This window comes from Stutzerimonas stutzeri, assembly GCF_018138085.1.
Taxonomy (GTDB): Bacteria; Pseudomonadota; Gammaproteobacteria; order Pseudomonadales; family Pseudomonadaceae; genus Stutzerimonas; species Stutzerimonas stutzeri_AI.
In genome coordinates this window covers 4,550,233-4,576,392 of record NZ_CP073105.1, presented here as the reverse complement: position 1 = coordinate 4,576,392, position 26,160 = coordinate 4,550,233, and the positions used below count along the sequence as shown (strand labels likewise).

General features: G+C 63.9%; 23 protein-coding genes. 13 read left to right on the top strand and 10 right to left on the bottom strand.

Annotated features, from left to right (window positions below):
• Positions 1-76 precede the first annotated feature (76 nt).
• Together gcvH and gcvP are read left to right on the top strand one after the other, a co-directional pair.
• Entirely contained in the window at positions 77-466 is a 390-nt protein-coding gene (gcvH, locus tag KCX70_RS20910) for a glycine cleavage system protein GcvH (RefSeq protein WP_021206137.1), read from the top strand.
• A 105-nt stretch (positions 467-571) separates the two neighbouring features.
• Positions 572-3,448: an aminomethyl-transferring glycine dehydrogenase gene (gene gcvP / locus KCX70_RS20905; RefSeq protein WP_212618693.1), complete on the top strand. Its 2,877-nt coding sequence runs from the start codon at positions 572-574 to the stop codon at positions 3,446-3,448.
• A gap of 195 nt (positions 3,449-3,643) precedes the next feature.
• Here gcvP and yihA read toward each other — a convergent pair whose 3' ends face one another.
• Positions 3,644-4,282 carry a ribosome biogenesis GTP-binding protein YihA/YsxC gene (gene yihA, locus KCX70_RS20900; protein ID WP_212618692.1) on the bottom strand — a complete coding sequence of 213 codons (639 nt, stop codon included), beginning with the start codon at positions 4,280-4,282 and terminating at the stop codon, positions 3,644-3,646.
• A 264-nt stretch (positions 4,283-4,546) separates the two neighbouring features.
• On the opposite strand from yihA, the gene KCX70_RS20895 reads away from it, so the two are divergent.
• The 5 genes from KCX70_RS20895 to KCX70_RS20875 all read left to right on the top strand — a co-directional run bounded on the left by KCX70_RS20895 (position 4,547) and on the right by KCX70_RS20875 (position 9,633).
• A complete protein-coding gene (locus KCX70_RS20895) occupies positions 4,547-5,179 on the top strand; it encodes a c-type cytochrome (protein ID WP_102852541.1) in 633 nt (210 codons plus the stop codon).
• A gap of 183 nt (positions 5,180-5,362) precedes the next feature.
• A complete protein-coding gene (locus tag KCX70_RS20890) occupies positions 5,363-5,992 on the top strand; it encodes a thiol:disulfide interchange protein DsbA/DsbL (RefSeq protein ID WP_212618691.1) in 630 nt (209 codons plus the stop codon).
• Positions 5,993-5,996: 4 nt separating this feature from the next.
• A complete protein-coding gene (locus KCX70_RS20885) occupies positions 5,997-6,863 on the top strand; it encodes an endonuclease/exonuclease/phosphatase family protein (protein ID WP_102852539.1) in 867 nt (288 codons plus the stop codon).
• Positions 6,863-8,716, top strand: a complete 1,854-nt coding sequence (locus KCX70_RS20880) for a GGDEF domain-containing protein (protein ID WP_212618690.1) — start codon at positions 6,863-6,865, stop codon at positions 8,714-8,716. The genes KCX70_RS20885 and KCX70_RS20880 overlap by 1 nt, the downstream gene beginning before the upstream one ends.
• A gap of 143 nt (positions 8,717-8,859) precedes the next feature.
• Positions 8,860-9,633, top strand: a complete 774-nt coding sequence (locus tag KCX70_RS20875; RefSeq protein WP_102852537.1) for an N-acetylmuramoyl-L-alanine amidase — start codon at positions 8,860-8,862, stop codon at positions 9,631-9,633.
• Positions 9,634-9,640: 7 nt separating this feature from the next.
• Here the strand turns inward: KCX70_RS20875 and KCX70_RS20870 are convergent, their stop codons facing one another.
• Genes KCX70_RS20870 through algB form a run of 3 tightly spaced genes read right to left on the bottom strand, consistent with a single transcriptional unit; the run spans position 9,641 to position 13,213 of the window.
• A complete protein-coding gene (locus tag KCX70_RS20870; protein ID WP_212618689.1) occupies positions 9,641-10,048 on the bottom strand; it encodes a DUF1330 domain-containing protein in 408 nt (135 codons plus the stop codon).
• Positions 10,049-10,082: 34 nt separating this feature from the next.
• Complete coding sequence (locus KCX70_RS20865) at positions 10,083-11,870, bottom strand: KinB sensor domain-containing domain (protein ID WP_102852535.1); 1,788 nt, start codon at positions 11,868-11,870, stop codon at positions 10,083-10,085.
• Positions 11,867-13,213 carry a sigma-54-dependent response regulator transcription factor AlgB gene (algB, locus tag KCX70_RS20860; RefSeq protein WP_212618688.1) on the bottom strand — a complete coding sequence of 449 codons (1,347 nt, stop codon included), beginning with the start codon at positions 13,211-13,213 and terminating at the stop codon, positions 11,867-11,869. Before algB ends, KCX70_RS20865 begins: the two co-directional genes overlap by 4 nt.
• A 295-nt stretch (positions 13,214-13,508) precedes the next feature.
• Here algB and KCX70_RS20855 point away from each other — a divergent pair, with 295 nt between their 5' ends.
• From KCX70_RS20855 to KCX70_RS20840, 4 genes are all read left to right on the top strand, one after another.
• Positions 13,509-13,952, top strand: a complete 444-nt coding sequence (locus KCX70_RS20855; RefSeq protein WP_102852534.1) for a ferritin-like domain-containing protein — start codon at positions 13,509-13,511, stop codon at positions 13,950-13,952.
• A 181-nt stretch (positions 13,953-14,133) separates the two neighbouring features.
• A complete protein-coding gene (locus tag KCX70_RS20850) occupies positions 14,134-14,370 on the top strand; it encodes a hypothetical protein (RefSeq protein ID WP_021206125.1) in 237 nt (78 codons plus the stop codon).
• Between the two features lie 74 nt (positions 14,371-14,444).
• Positions 14,445-14,615, top strand: coding sequence for a DUF1328 domain-containing protein (locus KCX70_RS20845; RefSeq protein ID WP_003282841.1), 171 nt, complete (start codon positions 14,445-14,447; stop codon positions 14,613-14,615).
• Between the two features lie 467 nt (positions 14,616-15,082).
• The gene (locus tag KCX70_RS20840) at positions 15,083-16,312 is read left to right on the top strand and encodes a nucleoside recognition domain-containing protein (RefSeq protein ID WP_102852533.1); all 1,230 of its coding nucleotides are present in this window, start codon (positions 15,083-15,085) and stop codon (positions 16,310-16,312) included.
• 76 nt (positions 16,313-16,388) lie between these two features.
• Here the strand turns inward: KCX70_RS20840 and KCX70_RS20835 are convergent, their stop codons facing one another.
• The 5 genes from KCX70_RS20835 to KCX70_RS20815 all read right to left on the bottom strand — a co-directional run bounded on the left by KCX70_RS20835 (position 16,389) and on the right by KCX70_RS20815 (position 21,709).
• A complete protein-coding gene (locus KCX70_RS20835; protein WP_212618687.1) occupies positions 16,389-17,411 on the bottom strand; it encodes an AbrB family transcriptional regulator in 1,023 nt (340 codons plus the stop codon).
• 1 nt (position 17,412) lies between these two features.
• The gene (locus KCX70_RS20830) at positions 17,413-18,927 is read right to left on the bottom strand and encodes a tripartite tricarboxylate transporter permease (protein ID WP_102852531.1); all 1,515 of its coding nucleotides are present in this window, start codon (positions 18,925-18,927) and stop codon (positions 17,413-17,415) included.
• A gap of 2 nt (positions 18,928-18,929) precedes the next feature.
• A complete protein-coding gene (locus KCX70_RS20825; protein ID WP_021206121.1) occupies positions 18,930-19,373 on the bottom strand; it encodes a tripartite tricarboxylate transporter TctB family protein in 444 nt (147 codons plus the stop codon).
• Between the two features lie 63 nt (positions 19,374-19,436).
• Positions 19,437-20,411, bottom strand: coding sequence for a Bug family tripartite tricarboxylate transporter substrate binding protein (locus tag KCX70_RS20820; protein ID WP_212618686.1), 975 nt, complete (start codon positions 20,409-20,411; stop codon positions 19,437-19,439).
• A gap of 35 nt (positions 20,412-20,446) precedes the next feature.
• On the bottom strand, positions 20,447-21,709 hold the full coding sequence (locus KCX70_RS20815; RefSeq protein WP_212618685.1) for an OprD family porin: 1,263 nt from the start codon (positions 21,707-21,709) through the stop codon (positions 20,447-20,449).
• A gap of 178 nt (positions 21,710-21,887) precedes the next feature.
• Between KCX70_RS20815 and KCX70_RS20810 the strand changes: the two genes are divergently transcribed.
• A complete protein-coding gene (locus tag KCX70_RS20810; protein ID WP_212618684.1) occupies positions 21,888-22,559 on the top strand; it encodes a response regulator in 672 nt (223 codons plus the stop codon).
• Positions 22,552-23,958: a sensor histidine kinase gene (locus KCX70_RS20805; RefSeq protein ID WP_021206117.1), complete on the top strand. Its 1,407-nt coding sequence runs from the start codon at positions 22,552-22,554 to the stop codon at positions 23,956-23,958. Before KCX70_RS20810 ends, KCX70_RS20805 begins: the two co-directional genes overlap by 8 nt.
• A gap of 1 nt (position 23,959) precedes the next feature.
• On the opposite strand, the gene KCX70_RS20800 is transcribed toward KCX70_RS20805, so the two are convergent.
• Positions 23,960-25,855 carry a sensor domain-containing diguanylate cyclase gene (locus tag KCX70_RS20800; protein ID WP_249121677.1) on the bottom strand — a complete coding sequence of 632 codons (1,896 nt, stop codon included), beginning with the start codon at positions 25,853-25,855 and terminating at the stop codon, positions 23,960-23,962.
• Between the last annotated feature and the right edge of the window lie 305 nt (positions 25,856-26,160).

The window sequence follows — 26,160 nt, the reverse complement described above, 5'->3', positions numbered from 1 at the left end:
CGACTGCTTCCTTGCAGCGGGTCGCCAAGCCTGCTTCGTGCCCGCAAATACCGACAGCTTTTTTGAGGACATACGAATGAGCGACATTCCCAGCGATCTGCGTTACGCCGCCAGCCACGAGTGGGCCCGTCTCGAAGCGGACGGCAGCGTGACCGTCGGCATTTCCGATCACGCCCAGGAAGCCCTGGGTGACGTGGTTTACGTTGAACTGCCGGAGGTCGGCCAGCAACTGGCGGCGGGGCAGCAGGCGGGCGTAGTAGAGTCGGTCAAGGCCGCTTCGGACATCTATGCACCGATCTCCGGGGAGGTGATCGCCATCAACGAGCAGCTCACCGACTCGCCCGAAATGGTCAACAGCGAACCCTACGGCAGCTGGTTCTTCCGCCTCCAGCCGAGTGATGCCTCGGCACTGGACAAGCTGCTCGATGCAGAGGGTTACAAGGCCTCCTGCGACGCCGAAGCCTAAGCGTTCCATTCAAGAGCCCCGCGTTGCAGGCGTGAAAAACCGAGCGAAGTCGTTTTTCATTCCGCCTGCATGACGGGGCTTTTTACTTTTTCGAGAGAAGCCGTGATGTCCCAAGTGCCGCGCCTTTCCCAGCTCCAGCAACCCGACGCCTTCCTGCGTCGTCACCTCGGCCCCGATGCGGCTGAACAGCAAGCCATGCTCAATGCGCTGGGTCTGTCCAGTCGCGACGAGCTGGTGCAGCAGACCGTGCCGCCGGCGATTCGCTTGCAGGGCGAGCTGGCACTGCCGCCGGCGCTGGACGAGCAAGGCGCGCTGGCGAAGCTGCGTGGCTATGCCGAGCAGAACCAGCTGTGGACCAGCCTGATCGGTATGGGCTATCACGGCACCATCACACCGCCGGTAATCCTGCGCAACGTGCTGGAGAACCCGGGCTGGTACACCGCCTACACGCCCTATCAGCCGGAAATCGCCCAGGGTCGCCTGGAGGCGCTGCTGAATTTCCAGCAGTTGACCATCGATCTTACCGGGCTGGATCTGGCCAACGCCTCGCTGCTCGACGAAGCGACCGCGGCGGCCGAAGGCATGACGCTGGCGCGGCGCATGGCCAAGAACAAGAGCAACCGCTTCTTCGTCGATGAGAACTGCCATCCGCAGACGCTTTCGGTGGTGCAGACCCGTGCCGAGGCCTTCGGCTTCGAGCTGGTCGTAGGCCCGATCGAGGATGTCGCCGCGCACGACGTGTTCGGAGCGCTGCTGCAATACCCCGATACCCATGGCGAGATCCGCGACCTGCGTCCGGTGATCGAAGCGCTGCATGCCAAGCAGGCGCTGGCCTGTGTCGCGGCCGACTTGCTCAGCCTGCTGCTGCTGACGCCGCCTGGCGAGCTCGGTGCCGATGTGGTGCTCGGGTCGACCCAGCGCTTTGGCGTGCCGATGGGCTACGGCGGCCCGCATGCGGCCTATTTCGCCACGCGTGACGCGTTCAAGCGCGCCATGCCCGGCCGCATCATCGGAGTGTCCAAGGATGCCCGCGGCAACACGGCGCTACGCATGGCGCTGCAGACGCGCGAGCAGCACATCCGTCGTGAGAAGGCCAACTCCAACATCTGCACCGCCCAGGTGCTGCTGGCCAATATCGCCAGCTGCTACGCGGTCTACCACGGCCCCGAGGGCCTCAAGCGCATCGCCCAGCGCACCCATCGTTTGACCTCTATTCTGGCCAGCGCGCTGGAGCGGCACGGCATCAAGCGCCTCAACCAGCATTTCTTCGACACCCTGACCCTCGAGGTGGGCGGCGCCCAGACCGCTATTCTCGAAAGCGCCCGGGCCGCACGAATCAACCTGCGCATCCTCGGCCGCGGCAAGCTGGGCGTCAGTCTCGACGAGACATGTAACGAGCAGACCGTGGAGCAGTTGCTGGCGGTGTTCCTCGGTGCCGATCATGGCCTGGACATCGCCACGCTGGACGCCGGTGACGTCGTCAGCGGCATCCCGGCCGAGCTGCAGCGCAGCAGCGGCTACCTGAGTCATCCGGTATTCAACAGCCACCACAGCGAAACCGAGATGCTGCGCTACCTCAAGCAGCTGGAAAACAAGGACCTGGCGCTGAACCAGGCGATGATTCCGCTCGGCTCATGCACCATGAAGCTCAACGCCACCAGCGAGATGATCCCCATCACCTGGCCGGAATTCGCCAACCTGCATCCCTTCGCACCGCAGGAGCAGGCCCAGGGCTACAAGCTGATGATCGACGAGCTGGAAGCCTGGCTTTGCGCCATCACCGGCTTCGACGCGATCTCGATGCAGCCCAACTCCGGCGCCCAGGGCGAGTACGCCGGGCTGGTCGCCATCCGCAAGTATCACGAAAGCCGCGGCGAAGGGCAGCGCGACATCTGCCTGATTCCGTCCTCGGCGCACGGCACCAACCCGGCGTCGGCGCAGATGGTCAGCATGCGCGTGGTCATCGTCGAGTGCGACAAGGCAGGCAACGTCGATCTGGAGGACCTCAAACGCAAGGCCGCGGAGGCCGGTGACAAGCTGTCCTGCCTGATGATCACCTACCCCTCGACCCATGGGGTCTACGAAGAGGGCATTCGCGAGATCTGCGAGGCGATTCATGCCCAGGGCGGCCAGGTCTACATGGACGGTGCCAACCTCAACGCCCAGGTCGGCCTGGCGCGACCGGCCGACATCGGCGCGGACGTCTCGCACATGAACCTGCACAAGACCTTCTGCATACCCCACGGTGGCGGCGGTCCTGGCATGGGCCCGATCGGCATCAAGGCGCACCTGCAACCCTTCGTGTCCAACCACCCGGTGATCGAGCTGCAAGGCCCTAACCCCGAGAACGGTGCGGTGAGCGCCGCGCCTTGGGGCAGCGCGAGTATCCTGCCGATCAGCTGGATGTATATCGCGATGATGGGCCCTCAGCTGCGCGATGCCACCGAAGTCGCCATTCTCAGCGCGAACTACCTGGCGATGCGTCTGGGTGATGCCTTCCCGGTGCTCTACAGCGGTCGCAACGGCCGTGTGGCGCATGAGTGCATCATCGATCTGCGGCCGTTGAAGGCGCAGACCGGCATTACCGAAGAGGACGTCGCCAAGCGCCTGATCGACTACGGCTTCCATGCGCCGACCATGTCCTTCCCGGTGCCGGGCACGCTGATGATCGAGCCGACCGAGAGCGAGTCGAAGGCGGAGCTGGATCGTTTCGTCGAGGCGATGCTGAGCATCCGCGCCGAAATCGCCAAGGTCGAGGATGGTGCCTGGACGGCGGAAGACAACCCGCTGGTGCATGCCCCGCACACCCTGGCCGATGTAACCCACGCCTGGGAGCGCCCGTACAGTATTGCCGAGGGCGTAACGCCCAGCGCGCACACCCAGGCGCACAAGTACTGGCCAGCGGTGAATCGGGTCGATAACGTGTTCGGCGACCGCAACCTGTTCTGCGCCTGCGTACCGATCGAGGACTATCGGAGTTAAAGCGCAAAGCCGATAAAAGCGCTTGAGGCTGGAGGCTGGACGAGCCGGCTCCAGCTTCCAGCCCTAAGCGCTATGGGTGATGGATGCCTATACGCCGTGTTGGCTTCGGTTGGGGTCTGGCCCGCGAACTATCGAGCGCGACGTTCCTCGAGTCCAAGCCACGCTGTCCAGCCTCCAGCCTCCAGCCTCCAGCCTCTAGCCTTCGACCTGCTCCTCACCCATCAGTCCAAGTAACTGAGCCAGCATCAGCTGCGCCTCCTCGACCCCCTGACGCTTCGGCGCGGAGAACAGCTGCACGCTGACACCATCTCCCCAGCCCTTGCGAATATCACGCTGGATCGCCAGTAGTGCGTTCTTCGCCGCACCGAAGGCGAGCTTGTCGGATTTGGTCAGCAGGATGTGCAGCGGCATCTCGCTGGCGCTCGACCAGTCGAGCATCATCCGGTCGAACTCGGTCAGCGGGTGGCGGATGTCCATCATCAGGAATACCCCGGCCAGGCTCTCGCGACTGCTCAGATAAGCCTCGAGGTGGCGCTGCCAATGCTGCTTCAACGGAATCGGCACCTTGGCGTAGCCGTATCCGGGCAAGTCGACCAAGCGCAGATGATCGTCGAGGCGGAAGAAGTTGAGCAGCTGGGTGCGCCCAGGAGTCTTCGAGGTGCGCGCGAGGCTGGCGTGGGTCAGGGTGTTCAACGCGCTGGACTTGCCCGCGTTCGATCGGCCGGCGAAGGCGACTTCAAGGCCCTCGTCAGCCGGGCACTGGTCGACCTTGGCGGCGCTGGTCATGAAGGTGGCTTGCTGGCAGAGGCCGAGGATCGGGTTTTTCGGGGGCATGGGCATTCCGGTAGGTGCGCGAAGGGTGCGGCAATGGTTCATTTCCGTTTCAAGAACGCCAGTATATAATGCCGCAGATTTTGTGTGCGCTTTGGTCTTGAACGAGCCCGGAATTGCGGTTGCGCCGGCATCGACAGACGCCGGCGATTGCACCGCCGGGAAGCCGGATCAGTTGCCACCTCTAACGAGCAATTGCCATGGCCCACGCGGTCGGCTTGCCGAATAAGATTGTCTTTTAACCCTTAGCCGTAGTTGGATGAGCTGATGAACAAAGTACTCGTGAGTCTGCTGTTGACCCTTGGCATCACCGGTATCGCCCATGCGGCTGGTAATGCCGAAGCCGGTCAGGAGAAGGTTGCAGTCTGTGGCGCTTGCCATGGTGCCGACGGCAACAGCGCCGCACCGAACTTCCCGAAACTGGCAGGCCAGGGTGAGCGTTACCTGTTCAAGCAGCTGCAGGACATCAAGGCGGGATCCAGCCCGACAGCCGAGCCCGGCGTTGGCCGCAAGGTGCTGGAAATGACCGGTATCCTCGAGCCGTACAGTGACCAGGACCTGCAAGACATCGCCGCCTATTTCTCGAGCCAGAAGATGACCGTCGGCATGGCCGATCCGGCTCTGGTCGCGCAAGGCGAGAAGCTGTTCCGCGGTGGCAAGGTAGAAGAGGGCATGCCGGCCTGCACCGGTTGCCATTCGCCCAGCGGTGTGGGTAACAATCTGGCCGGATTCCCTCATCTGGGTGGCCAGCATGCGGCCTACACTGCCAAGCAGCTGACGGCTTTCCGTGAAGGCGAGCGCACCAACGACGGCGACGCCATGATCATGCGCACCATCGCGTCGAAGCTGAGCAACAAGGACATCGAAGCCCTGTCGAGCTACATCCAGGGTCTGCACTGACAGCGTCGGCTGCGGCCGGCTGAAGAAGGCGTTCAGGTCGAGTACCTGAACGCCTTTTTTTTGTTTTGCCACCGCTACAATGATTGTCAAGATATTGAAAAGCGTCGAAAAGCGCTGGCGAGAGGGCACCATATGTTGCAGCCTGTGGCGCTATCGGTCAGTTGTTCACGTCAAGGAGTCAACATGCGCAAATTTGTTCTCAGTGCCATTCTCGTTACCGCCAGCCTGTTCGGTTTTGCCGCCAACGCGGCAGAGTTCCAGGCCGGGAAGGAATACGTCGAGCTGAAGAACCCGGTCCCGGTGTCCGAGCCCGGCAAGATCGAAGTCGTCGAGCTGTTCTGGTATGGCTGCCCGCACTGCTACCAGTTCGAGCCAACGATCAATCCCTGGATCAAGCAATTGCCGGATGATGTCGACTTCAAGCGTATCCCGGCGATGTTCGGCGGCGTTTGGAATGCCCACGGGCAGATGTTCCTGGCGCTGGAGTCGATGGATGTCGAGCAGAAAGTGCACGATGCGATATTCAACGCCTATCACCGCGAGGGCAACAAGCTGGACACGCCGGAAAAAATGGCCGAGTTCCTGGCCGGGCAGGGCGTCGATGCCGACGCGTTCCTGAAGGCGTACAACTCGTTCGGGGTCAAGAGCCGTGCCGAGCAGGCCAAGAAGCTGGCCATGGCCTATCAGATCACTGGTGTCCCGGTGATGATCGTCAACGGCAAGTATCGCTTCGACATCGGTTCCGCCGGTGGCCCGGAGCGCGCCCTGGAAGTGGCCGACTACCTGATCGAAAAAGAACGCGCAGCGCGGTAAGCCCATGTTACGGCGTTGGAGCTCACCGCGCCTGGCCGGGCCCCGCCAAGCGCGGGTCAACCCGCTCTGCCTCGACGCCAGCGGGCTTCCCTGCGACGGCCGTTTACGGCTGTTGAGCTTCAACATCCAGGTCGGCATCAGTACCGAGCGTTACCATCATTACCTGACCCGCAGCTGGCAGCATCTGCTGCCGCATGCCGGGCGCGCCAGCAATCTGCAGCGCATCGGCGATCTGCTCGGCAACTACGATCTGGTGGCCTTGCAGGAAGCCGATGGCGGCAGCTTGCGTTCCGGCTATGTCAACCAGGTCGAGCAGCTCGCCCAGCTCGGCGCATTCCCTTACTGGTATCAGCAACTGAACCGTAATCTCGGCCGCTTCGCCCAGCACAGCAACGGCGTGCTCAGCCGCCTCGAGCCGCAGGGCCTGGAGGATCATCCGCTGCCCGGTCCTTCCGGGCGCGGCGCCATCCTGCTGCGGTTTGGCGAGGGCGAGAATGCGCTGGTTGTGGTGGTCATGCATCTTGCGCTGGGTGGCGGGGTACGGACGCGCCAGCTGGCCTACATTCGCGAGCTGATCGGCGGCTACCGGCATCAGGTGCTGATGGGGGATATGAACACCCATGCCAGCGATCTGCTGGAGCATTCGCCGTTACGCGACCTGGGCCTGCAAGCCCCCCAGATCCAGGCGACCTTTCCTAGCTGGCGCCCGCAGCGCTGTCTCGATCACATACTGCTGAGCCCCACGTTGACGCTGGAGCGCGTCGACGTGCTGGCGCAGGCCAGTTCCGACCACCTGCCGGTGGCGGTGGAGATTCGCTTGCCTGAGGCCCTGCACACTGACGCATTGCCGGTACCTACGGACAGGACTTGATGAGCGACGACGCGCAACGCTGGAAAGAAAAATACCTGCACTCACTGGAACAGCAGGAGCAGCTCGAAAACCGTTGGAATACGCGGTTGGACCTGCTTCGGCGCAGCCTGGTACGCAGCAGTTTCGCGGTCGACGGTGCCGATCCCGCCGTAGACCAATGCATGCGCGAGCTGCGCGATGTGCTGCGCGACGAGGTGCAGGACGAGCGCCTGGGCGCTCTGGTGCCCCGGCTCGAGCGTGCAGTCCTGGCGACCGAGCGCAGCAAGCAAGACCGTCTGAAACGGCTGACCGAGGCGCTTGATCGGCTGGCTTCACAATTGCTCGATCTGCCGCTGCCCAGCGAGATTCGCAAGCCACTGAAAACCTTTTCGCGTGGGCTCGGCGAGCGTGCGGCTCAATCGCGCGAGCTGCCTGGACTGCTGGAAGACCTTGGGACATTCCAGCAGCAGGCACTAACGTCGCAGAAAGGGAACGCGCCGACATCCGTAGGGTTGCTCGGCCGCCTTTTCGGGCAACGTGAACGTGCCGCCGAAACGGCGGCAACGCCAGCAAGCGAGCCGCTGCCGCCGCTGCCAGTCGATGAAACGTCGCTTCCGCAGACAGTGACGGAGGCGCAACCCAACATCGCACAGCAGGCGGAGGCTCAGCCTGACACGCCTGCCAACACCGCGGCATCCGACGCCCCTGCAGATGTCGCAGCCCTGGCTGCAGCGCAGCCCGAAGCAACGGCTGCCGCGATAGAGCAAGAAGCTGCAACGCACGAGCAGCAGGCCGACCCGTATCTGCTGCCCCACTCGCCGGAGCAGGCCTACAGCGCCATCGCCGAGCGGGTGGAGTCGACCCTGATCGGGCTTCTCGAAGACCTTCAGCTTCCCGAGCACCATAAGCTACAGGCTGCTGGCTTGCGTGAGCGGATCGAGAAGGGCTTGAACTGGTATGAGCTGGTGCCGGTCCTGGACGATCTGGCGCAGTTGATGATCGCGGTGGCCGATCAGGGCCAGCGGGAGTTCGAGAGCTATCTGACGCTGCTGAACGAGCGTCTGGCGACCATGCAGCACAGCCTCAGCGCGGCCCGAGAAGGGCATGTGCAGAGCAAGGAAGCCGCGCAGGCGCTGGATGAGGAGTTGCGCCAGCAAGTGGATGGCCTGCAGAGCAGCATGCTCGAAGCCAAGGATCTGCCCAGCCTGAAGCAAGCGGTTCAGGCCCGGCTCGATGGACTGCTGGAAACCGTCGATACCTACGAGGGCCAGCGCGGCGAGCACGAGCAGCAGTTGGCCGAGCGGCTCAGCACCTTGGTCGGCCGCGTTGCCAGCCTGGAGCAGGCGGCCACCGGCATGCGCGAGCATCTCGAGGAGCAGCGGCAGAAGGCGTTGCACGATCCGCTCACCGCATTGCCCAATCGGAGCGCCTGGAACGAGCGCCTGGAGCTGGAGGTGGCGCGTCAGCAGCGCTACGGCGGCCTGCTGCTGCTCGCGGTGCTGGACATCGATCATTTCAAGCGCATCAACGACAGTTTTGGCCACCTGGCAGGCGATCGAGTGCTCAAGATCATCGCCAACGAGCTGAGCAAGCGGTTGCGCAAAACCGATTTCATCGCGCGTTTCGGTGGGGAGGAGTTCGTCCTGCTGTTGCCCGAGACACCGCTCGAGGCCGGCCAGCGGCTGCTCGATAGCCTGAGAGCCGGGGTGGAGAGCTGCCCGTTCCACTTCAAGGGCGCCCGGATCCAGGTCACGCTCTCGGCCGGAATTGCCAGCTTCGCTGCGCAGGAAACCGCCGAGCAGGTGTTCGAGCGTGCCGACCGTGCGCTCTATTGCGCGAAAGAAGGCGGGCGTAACCGCATCGAGATAGGCTGACCAAACGGTCTGGGACCGTCCGCACCGTCTCGCTATACTTTCCAGCCATTCCGTCCAGCGCCATCTGCGGGCCTGTGCAAGCGTGCGCCGCACGAGAGCAGGCCGCAGTCTGCGTCATTTCGCTGTCGACACAGAGGTGCCAAATGAGAGCTTTGATCCTGATCGCGATGATCGTCCTGGCCGGCTGTGCCAGTGGTCCGCGTATCGATACCCGTTATACCTCACTGGGCCAGGACAGCCGGGCGCAGTACATCGTCATTCACTACACCTCCAGCGACTTGCAGCGCTCGCTGGACATCCTCAAGGGTCACGATGTCAGCAGCCATTACCTGATTGGCGAGGCGCCGGCGACCATCTACCGACTGGTGGACGAGAACCGACGTGCCTGGCATGCCGGTGAAAGCGAATGGGACGGGCGGACCTGGCTCAATTCGAGCTCCATCGGTATCGAGCTGGTCAATCGCGGCTATGTCGAGAGTGAGCGCGGGCGGCTCTGGTACCCCTATTCAGACGAGCAGATCGATGCCCTGATCGTGCTGCTGAAAGACATCATGCAGCGGCATGGATTGAAGCCCGGCGCCATCGTTGGACATAGCGATATCGCGCCGCAGCGCAAGGTCGATCCCGGTCCGCTGTTCCCCTGGAAACGGCTGGCGGATGCCGGCCTGATCCGTTGGCCGGACGCCGCCACCGTTGCGCATCAGCGAAGCCTGTTCGCGACGAACCTTCCAGACGTCGCCTGGTTTCAGGCGCAGCTCGCCAAGCAGGGGTACAAGGTGCCTGGCCACGGCCATCTGGACCTGGAAACCCGCAACGTGATCGCGGCGTTTCAGATGAAATACCGTCCGACGCGCTTCGACGGCGAGCCGGACGCTGAAACCGCGGCGATTCTCGCAGCGCTCGCGGTGCAGCCCTGACGCATCCTCAGGCGCGGGGAGAACAGGCGATCAGCCGCGAGTCGGCCAGCGCAGCGGTGCGATGGAGGGTTGCCGCCCGGTATTCCTCGTCCGCCAGCATCGCCAGGAAGGCCTCCGGCGAGGGATAGCGCACCAGCAGCATTTCGTCCCAGTGTTCCTCCTCCGGCCCGATCAATGCCATCTGAGCGGAGGCCGCCACCTGAACATCGCCTCCCGCCGCCCGCACCTTGCGTATGGCCGTGCGGCTATAGCGTGCGTAGGCCTCCTGGCCGCTGCATGAGGCTTGGTCGCTGTCTGCCGGATAAGCCGCTTGCTGGTTGAAGCGCAGCAGGTTGAGCATGAGGATCGGTTCGCCGGCTGGCATCCGCTGGGCGAAGCGTTTCAGTTGTTCGGCGCTGGGGTTGCGACTGGGCATCGGGGCTCCTTGTTATTCTTCCAGCCCCGCAGGTTCAGATCGGCAGGGCGATATAGAAGATGGTGCCGTGACCGATTCGCGAATGCACGCCGATGCGACCACCATGCAGCTGCGCAATCTCTTTGCATAAGGCCAGGCCCAGTCCGGCACCGCCTCGCCGGCGGCCGATCTGTACGAAGGGCTCGAAAATGCGCGCCTGCTGGCTGTAGGGAATGCCTTCGCCATTGTCTTCGACGCTGAGGATCACCCGTTCGCCGTGATGCCTCGCCAGCAGGCGGATCTCGCCGCCATCCGGCGTATGGCGCAGCGCATTGCTGAGCAGGTTGTCGAGCATCCGCTCCATCTGCTGCCGGTCGAGCAGCAGACTGGGCAGGGGTGTCTGCAATTCCAGCTTGATGTCGATGTCGTTCTGCGCCGCGGTGGGCTGGAAGCGCTGCCGCGCTTGCTCCAGGAGCTCTGCCGGTTCGCAGGGAACCCGTTCGAGCTTCTGCTGGCCACTCTGGTAGCGCGAGAAGTTCAGCAGGTCATTGATCAGCGTGACCAGGCGCTGCATCTCCTCGTATACCGTGCTGAACAGGTCGGCTTCACGGCTGCTTTCCGGGTAGTGAGTCCGTTCGCGTAGCAGGCTGAACGCCATCTGCATGCCGGTTACCGGCGTGCGCAGTTCATGCGAGGCACGCAAGACGAACTCGTTGCGCACGCGCTCGAAGGTTCGCTGGTCGGTGACGTCGTGGAGCACCATGACCGCGCCGCTGATCCGCCCGTCGTGGTGATTGACCGGGCTCATGCGCCACGACAGCAGCCGGCGCTCGCCGTCGGCCTCGATCACCAGATCCTCCGGTGGCCCGGACAGCGGCTTGTCATCCAGAACCTGCCGGGCGGCTTCGTCCAGTTCCGGATAGCCGAGCGCCTGCCCGAGGGTCGAGCCCAGGTGCTCGCTTTCCCACGCCAGCTGACGTTGCGCGACCGGGTTCGCATGCTCCAGGCGGCCCTGGCGGTCGATGATCAGCAAGCCGTCGTCGATGCTGTCCAGCAGTGCCTGCAAGCGCTGCTGGCCGTTGACCAGCGCCTCGACATTGGTCTGCTTGAAGTCGTGCAGAGCTTGCGCCATCAGGCCGAAGCGGCGGATCAGGGACGACAGTTCGGCGATCGGGGAGGCGGGCAAGCTGATGTTGAAATCGCCGCGCCCGATCTGGTCGGCCACGCTGGACAGCTGCTCGATGGGATCGCCAAAGCGACGGGCGAAGCTGTGCGCGGTGACGAAGCCGATCAGCAGCACCGCCATGCCGGTCAGGCCGAGCAGGCCGGCGAGCAGCTGCGCCCGCTCCCGGCTGCGTATCTCGGTATCGCGGATCTGATCATAGGCGCTTTGCTGCATGTCGACCATCAGTTCGCGCACATGGTTGAAGGCCTGGCTGAGCGCATTGTCTTCGAGTAGCGATGCCTGCGGCGCGGACGGTGCGTCCAGCTCATCGGTAAAGCGAGCATAGGCCTCGCCGATGGCTTGATAGGCGTGGCGATCATCGGGTCGCGCCGCCTGCGACAGGCCTTGGGCAAGCGCCGCCTGAAACGAGGTACGGGCTTCGGTCAGTGCATCATCGTCGCGTTGTCCGCGCACCAGCAGCAGCAGATGGTTGCTCAACGACTGACGCAGTTGCTGGTTGATCTCTATGATGCCGAAGTTTTCGCGGATGAGCTTTTCCTGGCTCTTGGCCATCTGCACGACGCTGACCAGCGCCAGCAGCAATCCCAGCAGCGCTACCGTCATCAGCGCCGAGAATCCCAGAAAAAGACGGGTTCTCAGCTTCATCTGAAGTTTCATAGGCCGTATTGCTTGCGCTTTCGGTACAGCGTCGAGGCGTCGATGCCCAGAATTCGTGCGGCCTGTTCAAGGGTGTCGCTGGTACTCAGGACGCCCGAGATATGCGCTTTCTCCAGCTCTTCCAGGCTGAGCGCCTCGCCGATACGCGGTGCGTTGTTGATGTTCTGATCGGCCAGGCCGAGATGGCTGACTTCGATCATGGGCTGGGGGCAGATGATGCTGGCGCGCTCGACCACGTTGCGCAGTTCGCGCACGTTGCCGGGCCAGCGATAGGACCTCAACGCTGCGATGGCAGCATCGCTGAAGCCCCGCGCCGGCCGGCCGTAGCTTTTGACGAAGAAGGCCAGGAAGCGCTCGGCGAGGGCCACGACGTCTTCGGGTCGCTCGCGCATGGGTGGCAGGTTCAGCGTGATGACGTTCAGGCGATACAGCAGGTCTTCGCGAAAACGCCCTTCACGGACCATTTCCTCGAGGTTCAGGTTGGTGGCCGCGAGGATGCGCACGTCGGCCCGTCGCGTAACGGGATCACCGACGCGCTCGTATTCCTTGTCCTGGATGAATCGCAGCAGTTTCGGCTGCAACGCCAGGGGAAAGTCGCCGATCTCGTCGAGGAAGAGGGTTCCGCCGTCGGCCTGGTTGACGCGCCCCAGGGTGCTTTCCGTGGCGCCGGTAAAGGCACCGCGGTTGTGTCCGAAGAGCTCGCTTTCCATCAGATCCGCCGACAGGGACGGGCAATTGATGGTGATGAACGCCTTCTTTGCCCGCCGACTCCAGTTGTGGATGGCGCGCGCCAGCTCTCCCTTGCCGGTACCTGATTCGCCGAGGATCAGGATGTTGGCGTCGGTGTCGGCCACCTGCCGGGCGGTCTCCAGCACGCTCATCATCGCCGGGCTATAGGAGCCAAGCGCGTCGCTGCGCTTCTGCACCTCGCCTTCCAGGGCTTCCAGGCGCGCCGCCATCTGCCGGACTTCCAGTTGCTTGGCTGCCGACAACCGTAGCTGTTCCGGGCTGCACGGCTTGACCAGATAATCCGCTGCGCCTGCCTGCATGGCGTCCACGGCAGTGTCGACCGCCGAATGCGCGGTCACGATCACCACCCGCATCCAGGGCGCCAGCACGCGCATCTGCTGCAGCACATCTAGACCGTTGTCCTCGCCCAGACGCAGGTCGAGAAAGCAGAGGTCGAAAACCTGGCGTTGCAGTATCGCCTCAGCCTGGGAGGCGCTGGCAGCCGTTACCACCGTATAGCCGCGATCCTCGAGGCAGTAACGAAAAGTACGCAGTATCGCGGCCTCGTCATCCACCAGGAGAACGCGGCCACCAGCGTCGGTCGTTTGGTCCATGAAAGCTCCATAGGTAAAGGCTGTGTTGGCGAGTTCCGTGCGTGAGCCGAACGGTAGCCCGGAATGCCGAGTCGAGTTGGCGATTGCTTTAGTCTACGGAAAGTCTTGCAAGTTGCACGGTGGCGATGGCCATTTCCTGCACCCTGCAATCTCCCGCTAGCCGAAGCGGGTATTCAAGTTGCTGATTATAAAGGGACTTCACAATCGTGAAGGCTGGCACGTGGCTTGCGGCAATGTTCTGGAACGCGCTTGACCGGCTATCAGCCGGGCGCATTGCAGCCGTACCGGAGGACCCATGAGCCAGAACATGACCCAACTCAACGAGCTGATCGAAATCACCCGTGACGGTCAGCACTTCTACCAGCATGCGCTCGATGTCGTGCAGGACGTCGAATTGCAGCACCTGTTCCGGGATATGGCGCAAGCCAAGACCCACGTCATCCAGGCCCTGTCAGTGAAGGTCGCCGCCCACCAGGAGCGACCGGCCAGCGGCGGCACCACGGCGGGCAAGCTTCGTGAAGTGTATGCCGACGCCAAGGCACGGCTAGGTCACGCCGATGCGGTTTACATCGACCAGCTTGACCAGACGGAGGAGCGAATTCTCGCCGCGTTCGAAGACGCCCTGAAAACCGCCGAGCCCGACGTCAGGGCCTTGCTCGCCATCGAACTGCCCAAGCTACGGGCCTGCCATGAGCGCATCCATGCGCTCAATCATGGCGCGGCCAAGCGTGAGGATTAGGTCGTCGTGCAAATCGCCCGGTGCCACTTGCAGGCATCGTGCAATATAAACTGGCACCTCTAGAGTTATCGTCCGTAAGTCGTTGTTTATAAAAGGGAAATTTTTTAATTAAGGCTGGCATGAGGCCTGCAACATAACCCTCAAGAACAGACATGCACCGCATGCTTAGAAGGAGTTGAGGATGAATCGTCAAGCACGCTTCTCACTGGTAGGCAAAGGTTTCCTTACCGCCGCTGTGGTCACTCTGATCGTTGGTGCGGAGCGGCCGATGTCGCAACCGCTCAGCCAGACGCAGCATGAATCAGCGGAACGAATCCACATGTATGACGCTCAACCAGTAGGGATCGTGCAGACCGGCCCTGCGCCGAAGACGATTGATTACGTGCAGGTGCGGTCGGAGCAACGCTGGGTTTTCTAGTGGTAGAGCCGCGAGCTGATTGTTGCAGATATCGGTCCCGCTGAAGATGTCCTGAACCGAAGAGGAGTTACACCATGCTGAGTTGGGCTATTACGTTCCTGATCATTGCCATCATCGCTGCGGTCTTGGGCTTCGGTGGTATCGCGGGTACTGCGACGGGCATCGCCAAGATCCTGTTCGTGGTGTTCCTGGTGCTGTTCGTCGCTTCGCTGATTTTCGGGCGAGGCCGCGGTCCGCGCGTCTGATGCAATAAACGCCGCCCGAGAGGGCGGCGGCAACCTACGGAGGCGACACGGGCGGGATGCCAGCTTTTCATGAGTCTTCGCAAGAGAACAGCGTGGACTTGCAGCAGAATTGGGTAGGCACTGGTTGACTGCCCATCAGCCCGCGCAGCGGGAGAACCAAGGGGTCGGGACGCTCTGTTTCATGGAGCGACCTAGGGGTACAAGGAGTACCTCCTTCGAGGACCAGGTTCGGCGAAGGCAACCAAAGGTGGCGCTGCCACCTTTGGCTTGTGATTCTGGTGTGCGACGTCCCCGGCCGGGGACGTCGACCTGAAGCATCAAAGCCAAATCATTTCGCGCGTGCGAATGCCTATTCGCGTGCCGCTCAGCCGTGCGCGTCTTGCGCGCCTAAACGCATCGATCCGTTGCATGGCCGTTCTCCTGCTGCACCGCTATCATCGCGCGCAGTCATTACGTTGGAGAACCACATGCTCAACGGCCTCTGGCTGGGCTTTTTTCTGGTTGCCGCGGTAGCCGCGCTGGGGCGCTGGCTGCTCGGTGGCGATGCAACGGTGTTCGCTGCGCTGGTGGAAAGTCTGTTCGCCATGGCCAAGCTGGCCGTGGAGATCATGATCGTGCTGTTCGGCACCCTGACGCTCTGGCTCGGTTTTCTCCGTATCGCCGAAAAAGCCGGTCTGATCGAGCTGCTGGCGCGTCTGTTGGGCCCGCTGTTTCGCCGCCTGATGCCCGAGGTGCCGTCCGGACATCCGGCGCTGGGGCTGATCACCCTGAACTTCGCCGCCAACGGCCTGGGACTGGATAACGCCGCCACGCCCATTGGCTTGCGGGCCATGCGTGCATTGCAGGAGCTTAATCCCAGCAAGACCGTGGCGAGCAACGCGCAAATCCTGTTTCTGGTGCTCAATACCTCGTCGCTGACGCTGCTGCCGGTATCGATCTTCATGTACCGCGTGCAGCAGGGCGCCGAGGATCCGACGCTGGTGTTCCTGCCGATCCTGCTCGCCACCACCGCGTCGTCCCTGGCGGGCTTGCTGGCCGTGGCGCTGGTGCAACGGCTGCGAATCTGGGATCCGGTGGTGCTGGCCTATTTCATACCCGGCGCGCTGTTGCTTGGCGGCTTCATGGCGCTGCTCGCCGGGCTCTCGGCCACTGCGCTGGCTTCCTTGTCGTCGCTGCTGGGCAACCTGACCCTGTTCGGTCTGATCATCACCTTCATCGTAGTGGGTGCGCTGCGCAAGGTGCCGGTCTACGAAAGCTTCGTCGAAGGTGCGCAGGATGGCTTCGACGTCGCCAAGAGCCTGCTGCCGTATCTGATTGCCATGCTTTGCGCGATCGGGGTGTTGCGGGCATCCGGCGCGCTGGATTTCGGATTGGACGGCATTCGCTGGTTGGTCGAAATGGTGGGTTGGGACACCCGCTTCGTCGATGCGCTGCCGACCGCGCTGGTCAAACCCTTCTCCGGCAGCGCCGCGCGGGCGTTGCTGATCGAGACCATGCAGAGCCAAGGCGTCGACAGCTTCCCGGCGCTGGTGGCTGCGACGGTACAGGGCAGCACCGAGACGACCTTCTATGTGCTCGCGGTGTATTTCGGTGCCGTCGGCATCCAGCGGGCGCGGCATGCGGTGGGATGTGCGCTGGCGGCGGATTTCGCCGGCATCGTGGCGGCGATCCTGGTCTGCTACTGGTTCTTCGGTTGAATCGGGGTCGCCAAGCGATCAGCGCAACGTTTTTTGCTTCTAGGGAACCTTTAGAAAGAACCCGCCAATCGGCGGGTCAATGCGTAGCCCGTTGCCAAAGCCGGAAGATCGGCTCGGCCAGGAACATGACGAGAAACAACCGCAACACCTGCAGCGCCGTGACCAGCGCAACGGACAGTTGCAGCGCCTCGGCGGTCAGGCACAGCTCGGTGATGCCGCCCGGCATCATTCCCAGCATCAGCGACGTCTGGTTCAGCGTGGCGGCCCAACCCAGCGCTTCGGCCAGGCCTGCCGCGGCGAGCATCGCCAGCAGCGTGAACAGCAGGATTCGCAGCATGAAGCGAGGGGCTGTGCGGAAAAACGGTCGATCGAAGTGACAACCCAGGGAGCAGCCGATCAGCCATTGACCGAACTGGCCGACGCCTTGCGGCATACCCAGATGCAGGTCGAAGACGGCGCTGGCGACGGCACACACCGTCAGCGGTCCGAGCATCCAGGGATTGGGTTGATCGAGCTTCTTCCACAGCAACGCCAGCAGCCCGCCAGCCGGTAGCAGAACGGCCAGCCAGGGCCAACTGACCGGTGCCGGCGGCGGGGCGTCCACCGGCGGCAGGCTCCAGGTGAACACGGCGGGAATGATCAACACCACCAGCAACAGCCGCATGCTGTGGGCCGCGGCGACCATGGCCGGTTGCGCGGCGTGCCGTGACGCCAGGTTGACCATCTCGCTGGCGCCGCCCGGCATGCTGGAGAAGAATGCCGTGGCGCGGTCCGTGCCGCTGCGCAGCAGGATGAAGATACCGATCAGGCTCAGCAACAGAGTGCCCAGCGCGCCGGCAAGGATCACGCCGAAATGCTCGACCACCTGCTGCATCACGTCGCTGGTGAAATGCAGGCCGATGGCGCTGGCGATCAACCATTGCCCGGTCTGCCGGCCACGAGGCACTTCGGCGATCAGCCAGCCACTGCAACGCACCGCGATAACTGCCAGCAGCGAGCCGACCATCCAGGGCAGCGGCCAGTTCGCCAGACTTGCCAGCCAGCCGCCGAGGGCGCCGACCAGCGGCGTCGCCCACCACCCCGGAAGCCAGCGCGGCATCTCAGACGTGCGCCTCGTTCAGCTTGGTACGGCGGCGCTGGCGCCACCAGCGCAGGCCCGGCATGGCCAGCATCAGAGCGGCCAGCGCCCAGAGGATCAGGGTGATCGGGCTGCCCCAGAGGATGCCCAGGTCACCGGCCGAGATCGACAGGGCGCGGCGCAGGTTGTCTTCCATCATCTCGCCGAGCACGAAGCCGAGAATCAGCGACGACAGCGGAAACTCCAACTTGCGCAGCAGGTAGCCGAACACGCCGAGACCGACCATCAGCACCAGGTCGAACGTGGTGCTGTGCACCGAATAGACGCCGACCAGGCTGATCGCCGTGATGGCCGGCACCAGCACCCAGTTGGGCACGCTGAGCATCTTGGAGAACAGGCCGACCAGCGGAATGTTCATCACCAGCAGAATCACGTTGCCGATGAACAGCGAGGCGATCAGGCCCCAGACCACGTCGGGTTGCTGTTCGAACAACAGCGGGCCGGGCGTGATGTTGTACAGCGTCAGCGCGCCGATCATCACCGCGGTGGTGCCCGAGCCCGGCACGCCGAGGGTCAGCATCGGGATCAGCGAACCGCAGGCGGAGGCATTGTTGGCCGCTTCCGGTGCGGCCAGGCCGCGCAGGTCGCCCTCGCCGAACTTGCCCGTGTCGCCGGCCATGCGCTTTTCGCTCATGTAGGTCATGGCGCTGGCGATGGTGGCGCCGGCACCCGGCAAGGTGCCGATGACGAAGCCGGCCAGGGCGCTGCGCACCATGGTCCAGAACGTCATGCAGAACTCTTTGAAGTTGAACAGCAGACGCCCGCTGGCCTTGACCGCTTTCTGCCCGCTGTGGGTCTTTTCCAGCATCAGCAGCACTTCGCTGACGCTGAAGAAGCCGATCACCACGATGACGAACTGGATGCCGTCCGACAGGCTGACGCTGCCGAAGGTGAAGCGGTAGACACCGGTGGTTGCGTCCACGCCGACGGTCGCCAGGCCCAGGCCGATCAGCGCGGCCATCAGGGTTTTCACCGGCTTGTCGCCGACCATCCCGCCGAGGCAGGCGATGGCGAAGATCATCAGCACGAAATATTCCGCCGGGCCGAAGGCCACCGCCCATTTCGCCAGCAGCGGGGCGAACAGCACCACGCCGCAGGTGGCGATGATGCTACCGATGAAGGAGCTGACCGCCGACAGCGACAGGGCGATGCCAGCCTTACCCTGGCGCGCCAGCGGATAACCGTCGAGGGTGGTCATCACCGCCGCGGCGTCGCCGGGAACGTTGAGCAGGATGGCCGAAATACGCCCGCCATACTCGCAGCCCAGGTATACGGCGGCCAGCAGGATCAGCGCGGTTTCCGGTGGCAGGCCCAGGGCGAAGGCCAGCGGCAGCAGCAGGGCCACGCCGTTGATCGGGCCCAGCCCTGGCAGCAGGCCAACGATGGTGCCGACAAAGGCGCCGAACAGTGCCACCAGCAGGTTCATCGGTCGCGTGGCGACATCGAAGCCCTGCATCAAGAAATTCAAGGTTTCCATTTTCAGCTCTCCAGCAAGCGCAGCACGCCGAGCGGCAGCGGCACATCAAGCAACAGGTCGAACAGGCCGTAGAGCAGCACGCCCATCAGCACGCCACTGAGCAGGCTGGGCCACAGGCGACCGTTGAACAGCAGGCCCAGGGCAAAGGCGGCCAGCGCCGTGGTAATGACGAAGCCAAGCGGCTCGAACAGCAGCGCGTAGGCCACCAGGACCAGTACGCAAAGCGTCGCTCGTCGAGCCTTCGCCCAATCGAACGGGGGCGTAGGATCGCCGTGTGGTTTGCAGAGCAGCCAGAGCGCGCCGCAGGCCATCAGGAACAACAGCAGGAGCGGATAGGCGCGCGGGCCGACCGGGTCGTAGGCGAACGGCGCCTCGAAGCCCCAGGCGAGCAGCGCAAGGCCGGCGCAGGCGAGAAGCCAGGCCGCCGCAAAAACACGAACGTACATGGTGGTTACCTCGAGAGGGGAGCGGGCCTGGGGTTCCATCCGGAACCCCAGGCCCGTGGGGTGTTACTTGACCAGACCGAACTCGGCGGCGAGTTCCTTGTAGTCGGCGACCTGCTTGTTGACGAAGGCGGTGAGCTCGTCACCAGTCATCGATAGCGGGAACAGGTCACGCTGCTCGCGCAGCTTGGCGAAATCCTCATCGGCGAGCAGGGTGTCGAACTGGCTCTTCCACCAGTTGAAGTCCTCGTCGCTGACTTCCGGGCCCATATAGAAGCCGCGGATCACCGGCCAGCTGATGTCGTAGCCCTGCTCCTTGGCGGTCGGCAGGTTCGACAGCTTGCCGGGCAGGCGATCGTCGGACAGCACCGCGAGCACGCGGATCTTGCCCGCTTCGAGCTGTGGCGCGACTTCACCCAGGCCGCTGCTGGTGACCTGCACGTGGCCACCGAGCATGGCGGTCAGGGTCTCGCCGCCGCCCTCGAAGGCGACATAGCGCAGTTTCTTCGGATCGACGCCAGCGGCGCGGGCGATCAGTGCGGTCTGCATCCAGTCCTGGCCACCGATGGTGGCGCCGGCGCCGAAGACCACGCTGCCGGGGTCCTTCTTCACCGCGGCGATCAGGTCGTCGAGGTTCTTGTAGGGCGCGTCGGCGCGTACCGAAATGGCGCCATAGTCAGTGCCGATGCCGGCCAGCCAGCGCACGTTGGTCTCGTCGTAACGGCCGAACTTGCCTTGAGCCAGGTTCAGCAGGGAGCCGCTGGAGAACGCGGTAATAGTCGACGGGTCATCGGCACGCTGGGCAATCACGGCGTTGTAGGCCACCGCGCCGACACCGCCCGGCATGTAGGTGACGCGCATCGGCGCCTTGAGCAGCCCTTCGTCCTTCAGGCCGCTCTGTGCCAGCTTGCAGGTCAGGTCGAAGCCGCCGCCGGGCTTGGCCGGGGCGATGCATTCGGGGCGCTTGGGTTCGGCGAACAACTGGCTGGACAGGACCAGGCAGGACGAGAGCAGCGCGATGCGGCGGATAGCAGTTTTCATGGGGTGTCTCCTTTTCATTCTTATTGTGGACGGCTTTACCAGATCGGCAGGCTGTAGCTGACGATCAGGCGGTTTTCATCGGCGTCGCGGGCGAAATCGGAGCGGAACATGGCGTTACGCATGCGCACGGCGACGTTTTTCAACGGCCCCGTCTGCACCACGTATTTGAGTTCAATGTCGCGTTCCCATTCGCTGCCGTTGCTGCCGCCGGTGTACTCGGCGTTGTCGCCGGAAATGTAGCGTGTCAGGAAGGTTAGGCCAGGCACGCCGATAGAGGCGAAGTTGTAGTCGTAACGGGCCTGCCAGGAGCGCTCGTCGGCGTTGGCGAAGTCGTTGATCTGCACGAAGTTGACCAGGTACGGGTCGCCGCCATCGATGTAGGCGTAGCCGGTATCGCCGTTCATCTGCTGGTAGGCGAGGCTGACCTTGTGGCCACCGAGGCTGTAGCCGAGCACGCCGTTCCAGGCCTGGTTGTCGATCTTGCCGGCATTCGCGGCGCCGGTGTCATCGCTGATCATCAGGCGCAGGTCGGCGGTCAGCGCCGAGTCCTTGCCCAGCGGCTGTACGGCCTGCAGGTTGAAAAAGTGCTGGCGATAGATGTCATCGAGCTCGGCGGCATAGTAGGTGCCGGTAAAGCGTTCGCTGAAATCGTATTTCGCTCCCACGTAGGTCAGATGATCGGCTTCGGCGGCGCTGTCGAAGCGACGATTCTTGTTGTTCAGCTGCAGATCCTGGGAATTGGTCGAGGCGCGGTCGATTACCTTGTCCAGGCGCCCGCCGGTGAGGGTCAGGCCGGCCAGCTCGCGGGATTCCAACGTGGCGCCCTCGAACACCTGGGGCAGGGTGCGGCTGTCGCTGGCCTTGACCACCGGGGTTTCGGGGATGTGGCTGCCGTAGCGCAGCTCGGTTTCGGAGATTTTCGCTTTGGCGGTCAGGCCCAGGCGGCTGAACTCGTCCGGGGTGCTGCCGTCGTCATGCACTGGGAGCAGATCGGTACCCGTGCGGCCGCCGCCCGAATCAAGCTTGATGCCCAACATGCCCATGGCATCGAGGCCGAAGCCAACGGTGCCTTCGGTGAAGCCCGATTCGATGTTGAGCAGAAAGCCCTGCGACCATTCTTCGCGTTTGGACTGGCCGGTGCCTTCGCGGAAGTCGCGATTGAGGTAGATGTTCTGGGTTTGCAGGGTCGCATGGCTGTCTTCGATGAAATCGGCCTGGGCCAGGGGCGCCAACGAGGCGGCTGCAATGGCGAGGGCGAGACGAGCCTGTACGGGGTTGGTTCTGACGGCAGTCAGCATCCTGTATCTCCACTATTGTTTTTGTTGTGGCGGCGTTGTGCCGCACCAGGTGGTTCGAGCCACCTGATGGCGATCCTAGGCGGCGAAACTTTCGCCAGGCTTTCAGGCGTGAAAGCAGCGTGCGGCGTGCCGTGTCGCTACACTGGCGGCCCGTTCCGTGTGTGGCAGAGGACAGGCAATGCGGATACTTCTGGTCGAGGATCATCCCCAACTCGCTGAAAGCGTGGCGCAGGCGCTGCGCGCGGCCGGCTGGACGCTGGATCTGCTGAATGACGGGGTGGCGGCCGATCTGGCTCTGGCGACCGAGGATTACGCCCTAGCGATTCTCGACGTCGGGCTGCCCCGGATGGACGGCTTCCAGGTGCTGGCGCGCCTGCGCGAGCGCGGCAAGACGCTGCCGGTGCTCATGCTCACCGCGCGCGGCGAAGTGACCGACCGCGTGCATGGGCTCAACCTCGGCGCGGACGATTATCTGGCCAAGCCGTTCGAGTTGTCGGAGCTCGAAGCGCGCGTCAAGGCCCTGCTGCGGCGCAGCGTGGCCGGCGGCGAACGCCAGCAGAGCTGTGGTGCGCTGGTGTATGACCTGGACGCCCGCCGTTTCAGCCTCGATCGCCAGCCCTTGACCCTGACCTCGCGCGAGCAGGCGGTGCTGGAAGCGCTAATCGCCCGGCCCGGGCGAGTCATGAGCAAGGACCAGTTGGCGGCGCAGGTCTTCGGTCTGGACGAGGATGCAAGCGCCGACGCCATCGAAATCTACATCCATCGCCTGCGCAAGAAGCTCGAGGGCAGCGCGGTGCGCATCGTCACCTTCCGTGGCCTGGGCTACCTGCTGGAGGCCGCCGATGCCTGAAGCGGCGCCTTCGCGCGCCGGGAGCCTGCGTACCGGGCTGCTGCGTCGCCTGGCGGTGCTGCTGGCGCTGCTGTTGGTCTTCAGCGGTTGGAGTGCCTACTGGAACGGCCGCGCGGCAGCCGACTCGGCTTACGACCGCACCCTGCTGGCCTCGGCGCGGGCGATCGCCGAGGGGCTGGTGGCCAGCGACGGTAAGCTGCGCGCCAACGTGCCTTATGTGGCGCTCGACACCTTCGCCTACGACAGTGCCGGGCGCATCTATTACCAGGTGCTTGACACCGCCGGCCGGCTGGTCAGCGGCTACGAGGACCTGCCGGCGCCGGGAGCGGGCGTGCCTCGCACCGACGACTACCCGGCGCTGGCGCGCTTCTACGACGGCGAGTTCCGCGGTGAGGGCGTGCGCCTGGTCAGCCTGCTGCAGCCGGTCAGCGAGCCGGAGCTGAACGGCATCGCCGAAATTCGCGTCGCCGAAACCCTCGGCGCCCGCGAGCGCATGGCACGCAGCCTGCTCACCGATACGCTCTGGCGGGTGGGGCTGCTGGCTATCACCGCGCTGCTGCTGGTCTGGCTGGCGGTGAGCGCCGCGCTGCGACCACTGGGCAAACTCAGCGAAGCGGTGGAGCTGCGCCAGCCGGATGATTTGCGTCCGTTGCCGCTGGTCGCCGTTCAGCATGAGTTCAGGCCATTGGTGGCCGCGCTCAATCATTTCACCGAGCGCCTGCGTGGCCAGTTCGAGCGACAGGCGCAATTCATCGCTGATGCCGCCCACGAATTGCGTACGCCGCTGGCCGCACTCAAGGCGCGCATCGAGCTGGGCCTGCGCGAGCAGCAGCCGCAACGCTGGCAGGAAACGCTGGAAGAAGCCGGGGCGCATACCGATAGGGTCATCCATCTGGCCAACCAGTTACTGTCGCTGGCGCGCATCGAAAGCGGCGCGCAGGCGATCGCCGAGGGCGGCGCGCAGCGCCTCGATCTGAGCCGGCTGGCCCGTGAGCTGGGGTTGGCGATGGCGGCGCTGGCGCATAAACGAGGCGTCTCATTGGCGCTCGAAGCTGACCGTCCGGTATGGATCCATGGCGAGCCGACGCTGCTCAGCGAGTTGCTCAGCAACCTGCTGGACAATGCTTTGGCTCACACGCCGAACGGCGGCAATGTGGTGTTGCGCGTAGGTGATGAAGGCGTGCTGGAAGTCGAAGACGACGGACCCGGCATCGCCCCGGAGGAACGCGAGAAGGTGTTCGCTCGGTTCTACCGCGTGCAACAACAGGGGCAGGGCGCCGGGCTGGGGTTGGCGATCGTCGGTGAGATCAGCCGGGCCCATCGCGCCACCATCGAACTGGGCGAAGGGGCCCTGGGCGGGTTGCTGGTCAGGTTGCGTTTCCCGCCGAGCACTGATTGAGTCAGATCACCTCGTCCGCGACCACCACCTGGTTGCGTCCGTTGCGCTTGGCGCGATAGAGCGCGGCGTCGGCGGCTGCAAGCAGCTGCGCCGGTGTACGGGACATTGGCGGTTGCAGTATGGCCACGCCGATGCTGATGGTCAGGTCGAGACGGCGGTCGCCATGGGTGGGGTGCAGCTCGGCGATCGCTGCCCGGATCCGTTCGGCCTGCTGCCGGGCCCGGTGACTGTCGATGCCGGGCAACGCGATGATGAATTCCTCCCCGCCGTAGCGCGCCACCAGGTCGCCGGCACGCTGGCCGTGCTGTTTGAGCGTGGCGGCCACCTGCCGCAGGCACTCGTCGCCGAACGGGTGCCCGTAGGTGTCATTGATCTGCTTGAAATGGTCGATATCGAGCAGCAGTACCGACAGCGGCTGCTCGAGGCGTTGCGCACGGCGGATCTCTTCGTCGAGGGTCAGGTCGAAGTGGCCGCGGTTGGCCAATTGGGTCAGCGCGTCGGTAGTGCTCATCCGCTTGAGCTGCGCGTTGACCGCTTCCAGCCCGCGCTTGGCTTCTTCCAGCGCGCGGGTCCGTTCGAACACTCGTGCTTCGAGCACTTCGTTGGCGCGCATCTGCAACTGCAGCGCCTCCTGCTGTGCCCGCAGGCGCGACTCACGTTCCTGCGCCAGCGCCTCGGAGGTGTGCAGGGCGCTGTTCTGTGCCTCGATGCGGCGCTCTCGCTCGTGGTTGATGCGCTCGGCCAGTGCCATGGACAACAGCACGAATTCGACGAACATGCCCATCAACTGACCGTTGAGGGTCCAGATATTCAGCGGCAGCAGACCTTCCAGGGCCAGCAGATGGGCGACGGTGAACACCAGCAGCGTCGCCCAGGCGATGGTGAATCGGCGCGCTGAAGCATTGCCGCGAATCCACAAGGTGACGGTCACCGCGATGGTCAGGCCGCAATGGACCAGTGCCATCGTCTCGATCGCCAGGTAGCGCGTCAGCGCCGGTGCGAACAGGATCGCCAGCAACACTGTGCCCCAGTAGCCGATCAACAGCAGCGTGACCTGCCAGACCCAGCCACCGTAGCGGCGGATATTCAGGAAGCGGCTGGCGAACACCAGCGGCGTGAAGAAACACAGCGTCGCCGACAGGCCGTAGAACCGATGGGAGAACTTCGGCGCCTCAGGCCAGAGAAACAGCTGGCCGAAGCCGGTGATGGTCAGCACGTAGAACAGCGCACTGAGCAGGTAGGTGACATACAGCAGATAGCTGAGGTCGCGGGTGAACACGAACAGGCTGCAGTTGTAGAGCAGGATCACCAGCATGCCGCCGAAGAACAGGTTGATCATCGCCACATCGGCGATTTTCCCGGCGAGGAACCCCGTTTCGTCGGCAATCGTCATCGGCAGCGCGATCAACTCGCGCGACCGTACGTGCACGTAGACCACGGCGTCTTCTTCGGCATGCAGCGACAGCGGGTAAACGAAGTTGTGATCGGTCCGTGGCCGCTCCCGCATCGGCAAGGTATCCCCGGCGCGCATCGGCGGGCCCCATTGGTCGCGTTCCGGGTAATACAGCTGCACGCGTACCTCGTCCAGAACCGGCCATTTCAGGCTGAAATACCAAGTGCCCGCCCGGGCGGAGGGGTTGCGCAGGGCGAAGCGCAGCCACACGCCGTCGAGTTGCCGCTGCAGGTTGGGCCGCTCGAGTGGCTGCCAGCCCCAGGCCGCGCCACGGACGCTTTCGAAGTCGGCGTCCGGATGCCCGGGCAGGTACTCGATGGCGCCCGCCTGGAGCCCATGAAGGTTCTGGCTTGCCATCGTCGGCTTGAGCTGCGCCGCCGCCAGGCCACAAAAGCCCATCAGCAGAACGAAGAACGCAACGAGCGACGAGGGATGGCAACGCATTCGCTGAACCTTATGCAGTTTCGCGGACGCCCAGGAGGTCGCCCGTCGTTGAGATGTCGCGCTTCTGACGTCAAAAACGATACGGCGAATGTCGTCTCGATGCCAGCGCCAGGCCCCTGCGACGGACGAACCGCTTGATCGAAATCATCACCGGCGTTGACGCATGCGGCATGCTGCCTGCCGGAACGCTCGACGGGCGGGCGAGTCAGATAGCAGGCAGCAACGGTATGACCGGCCGGAGGCGCTTTTTCGCCAGCGAATGCAGCTGCCGTGACTCGCGAAATCCGATGGCCTGCTAGACTCCC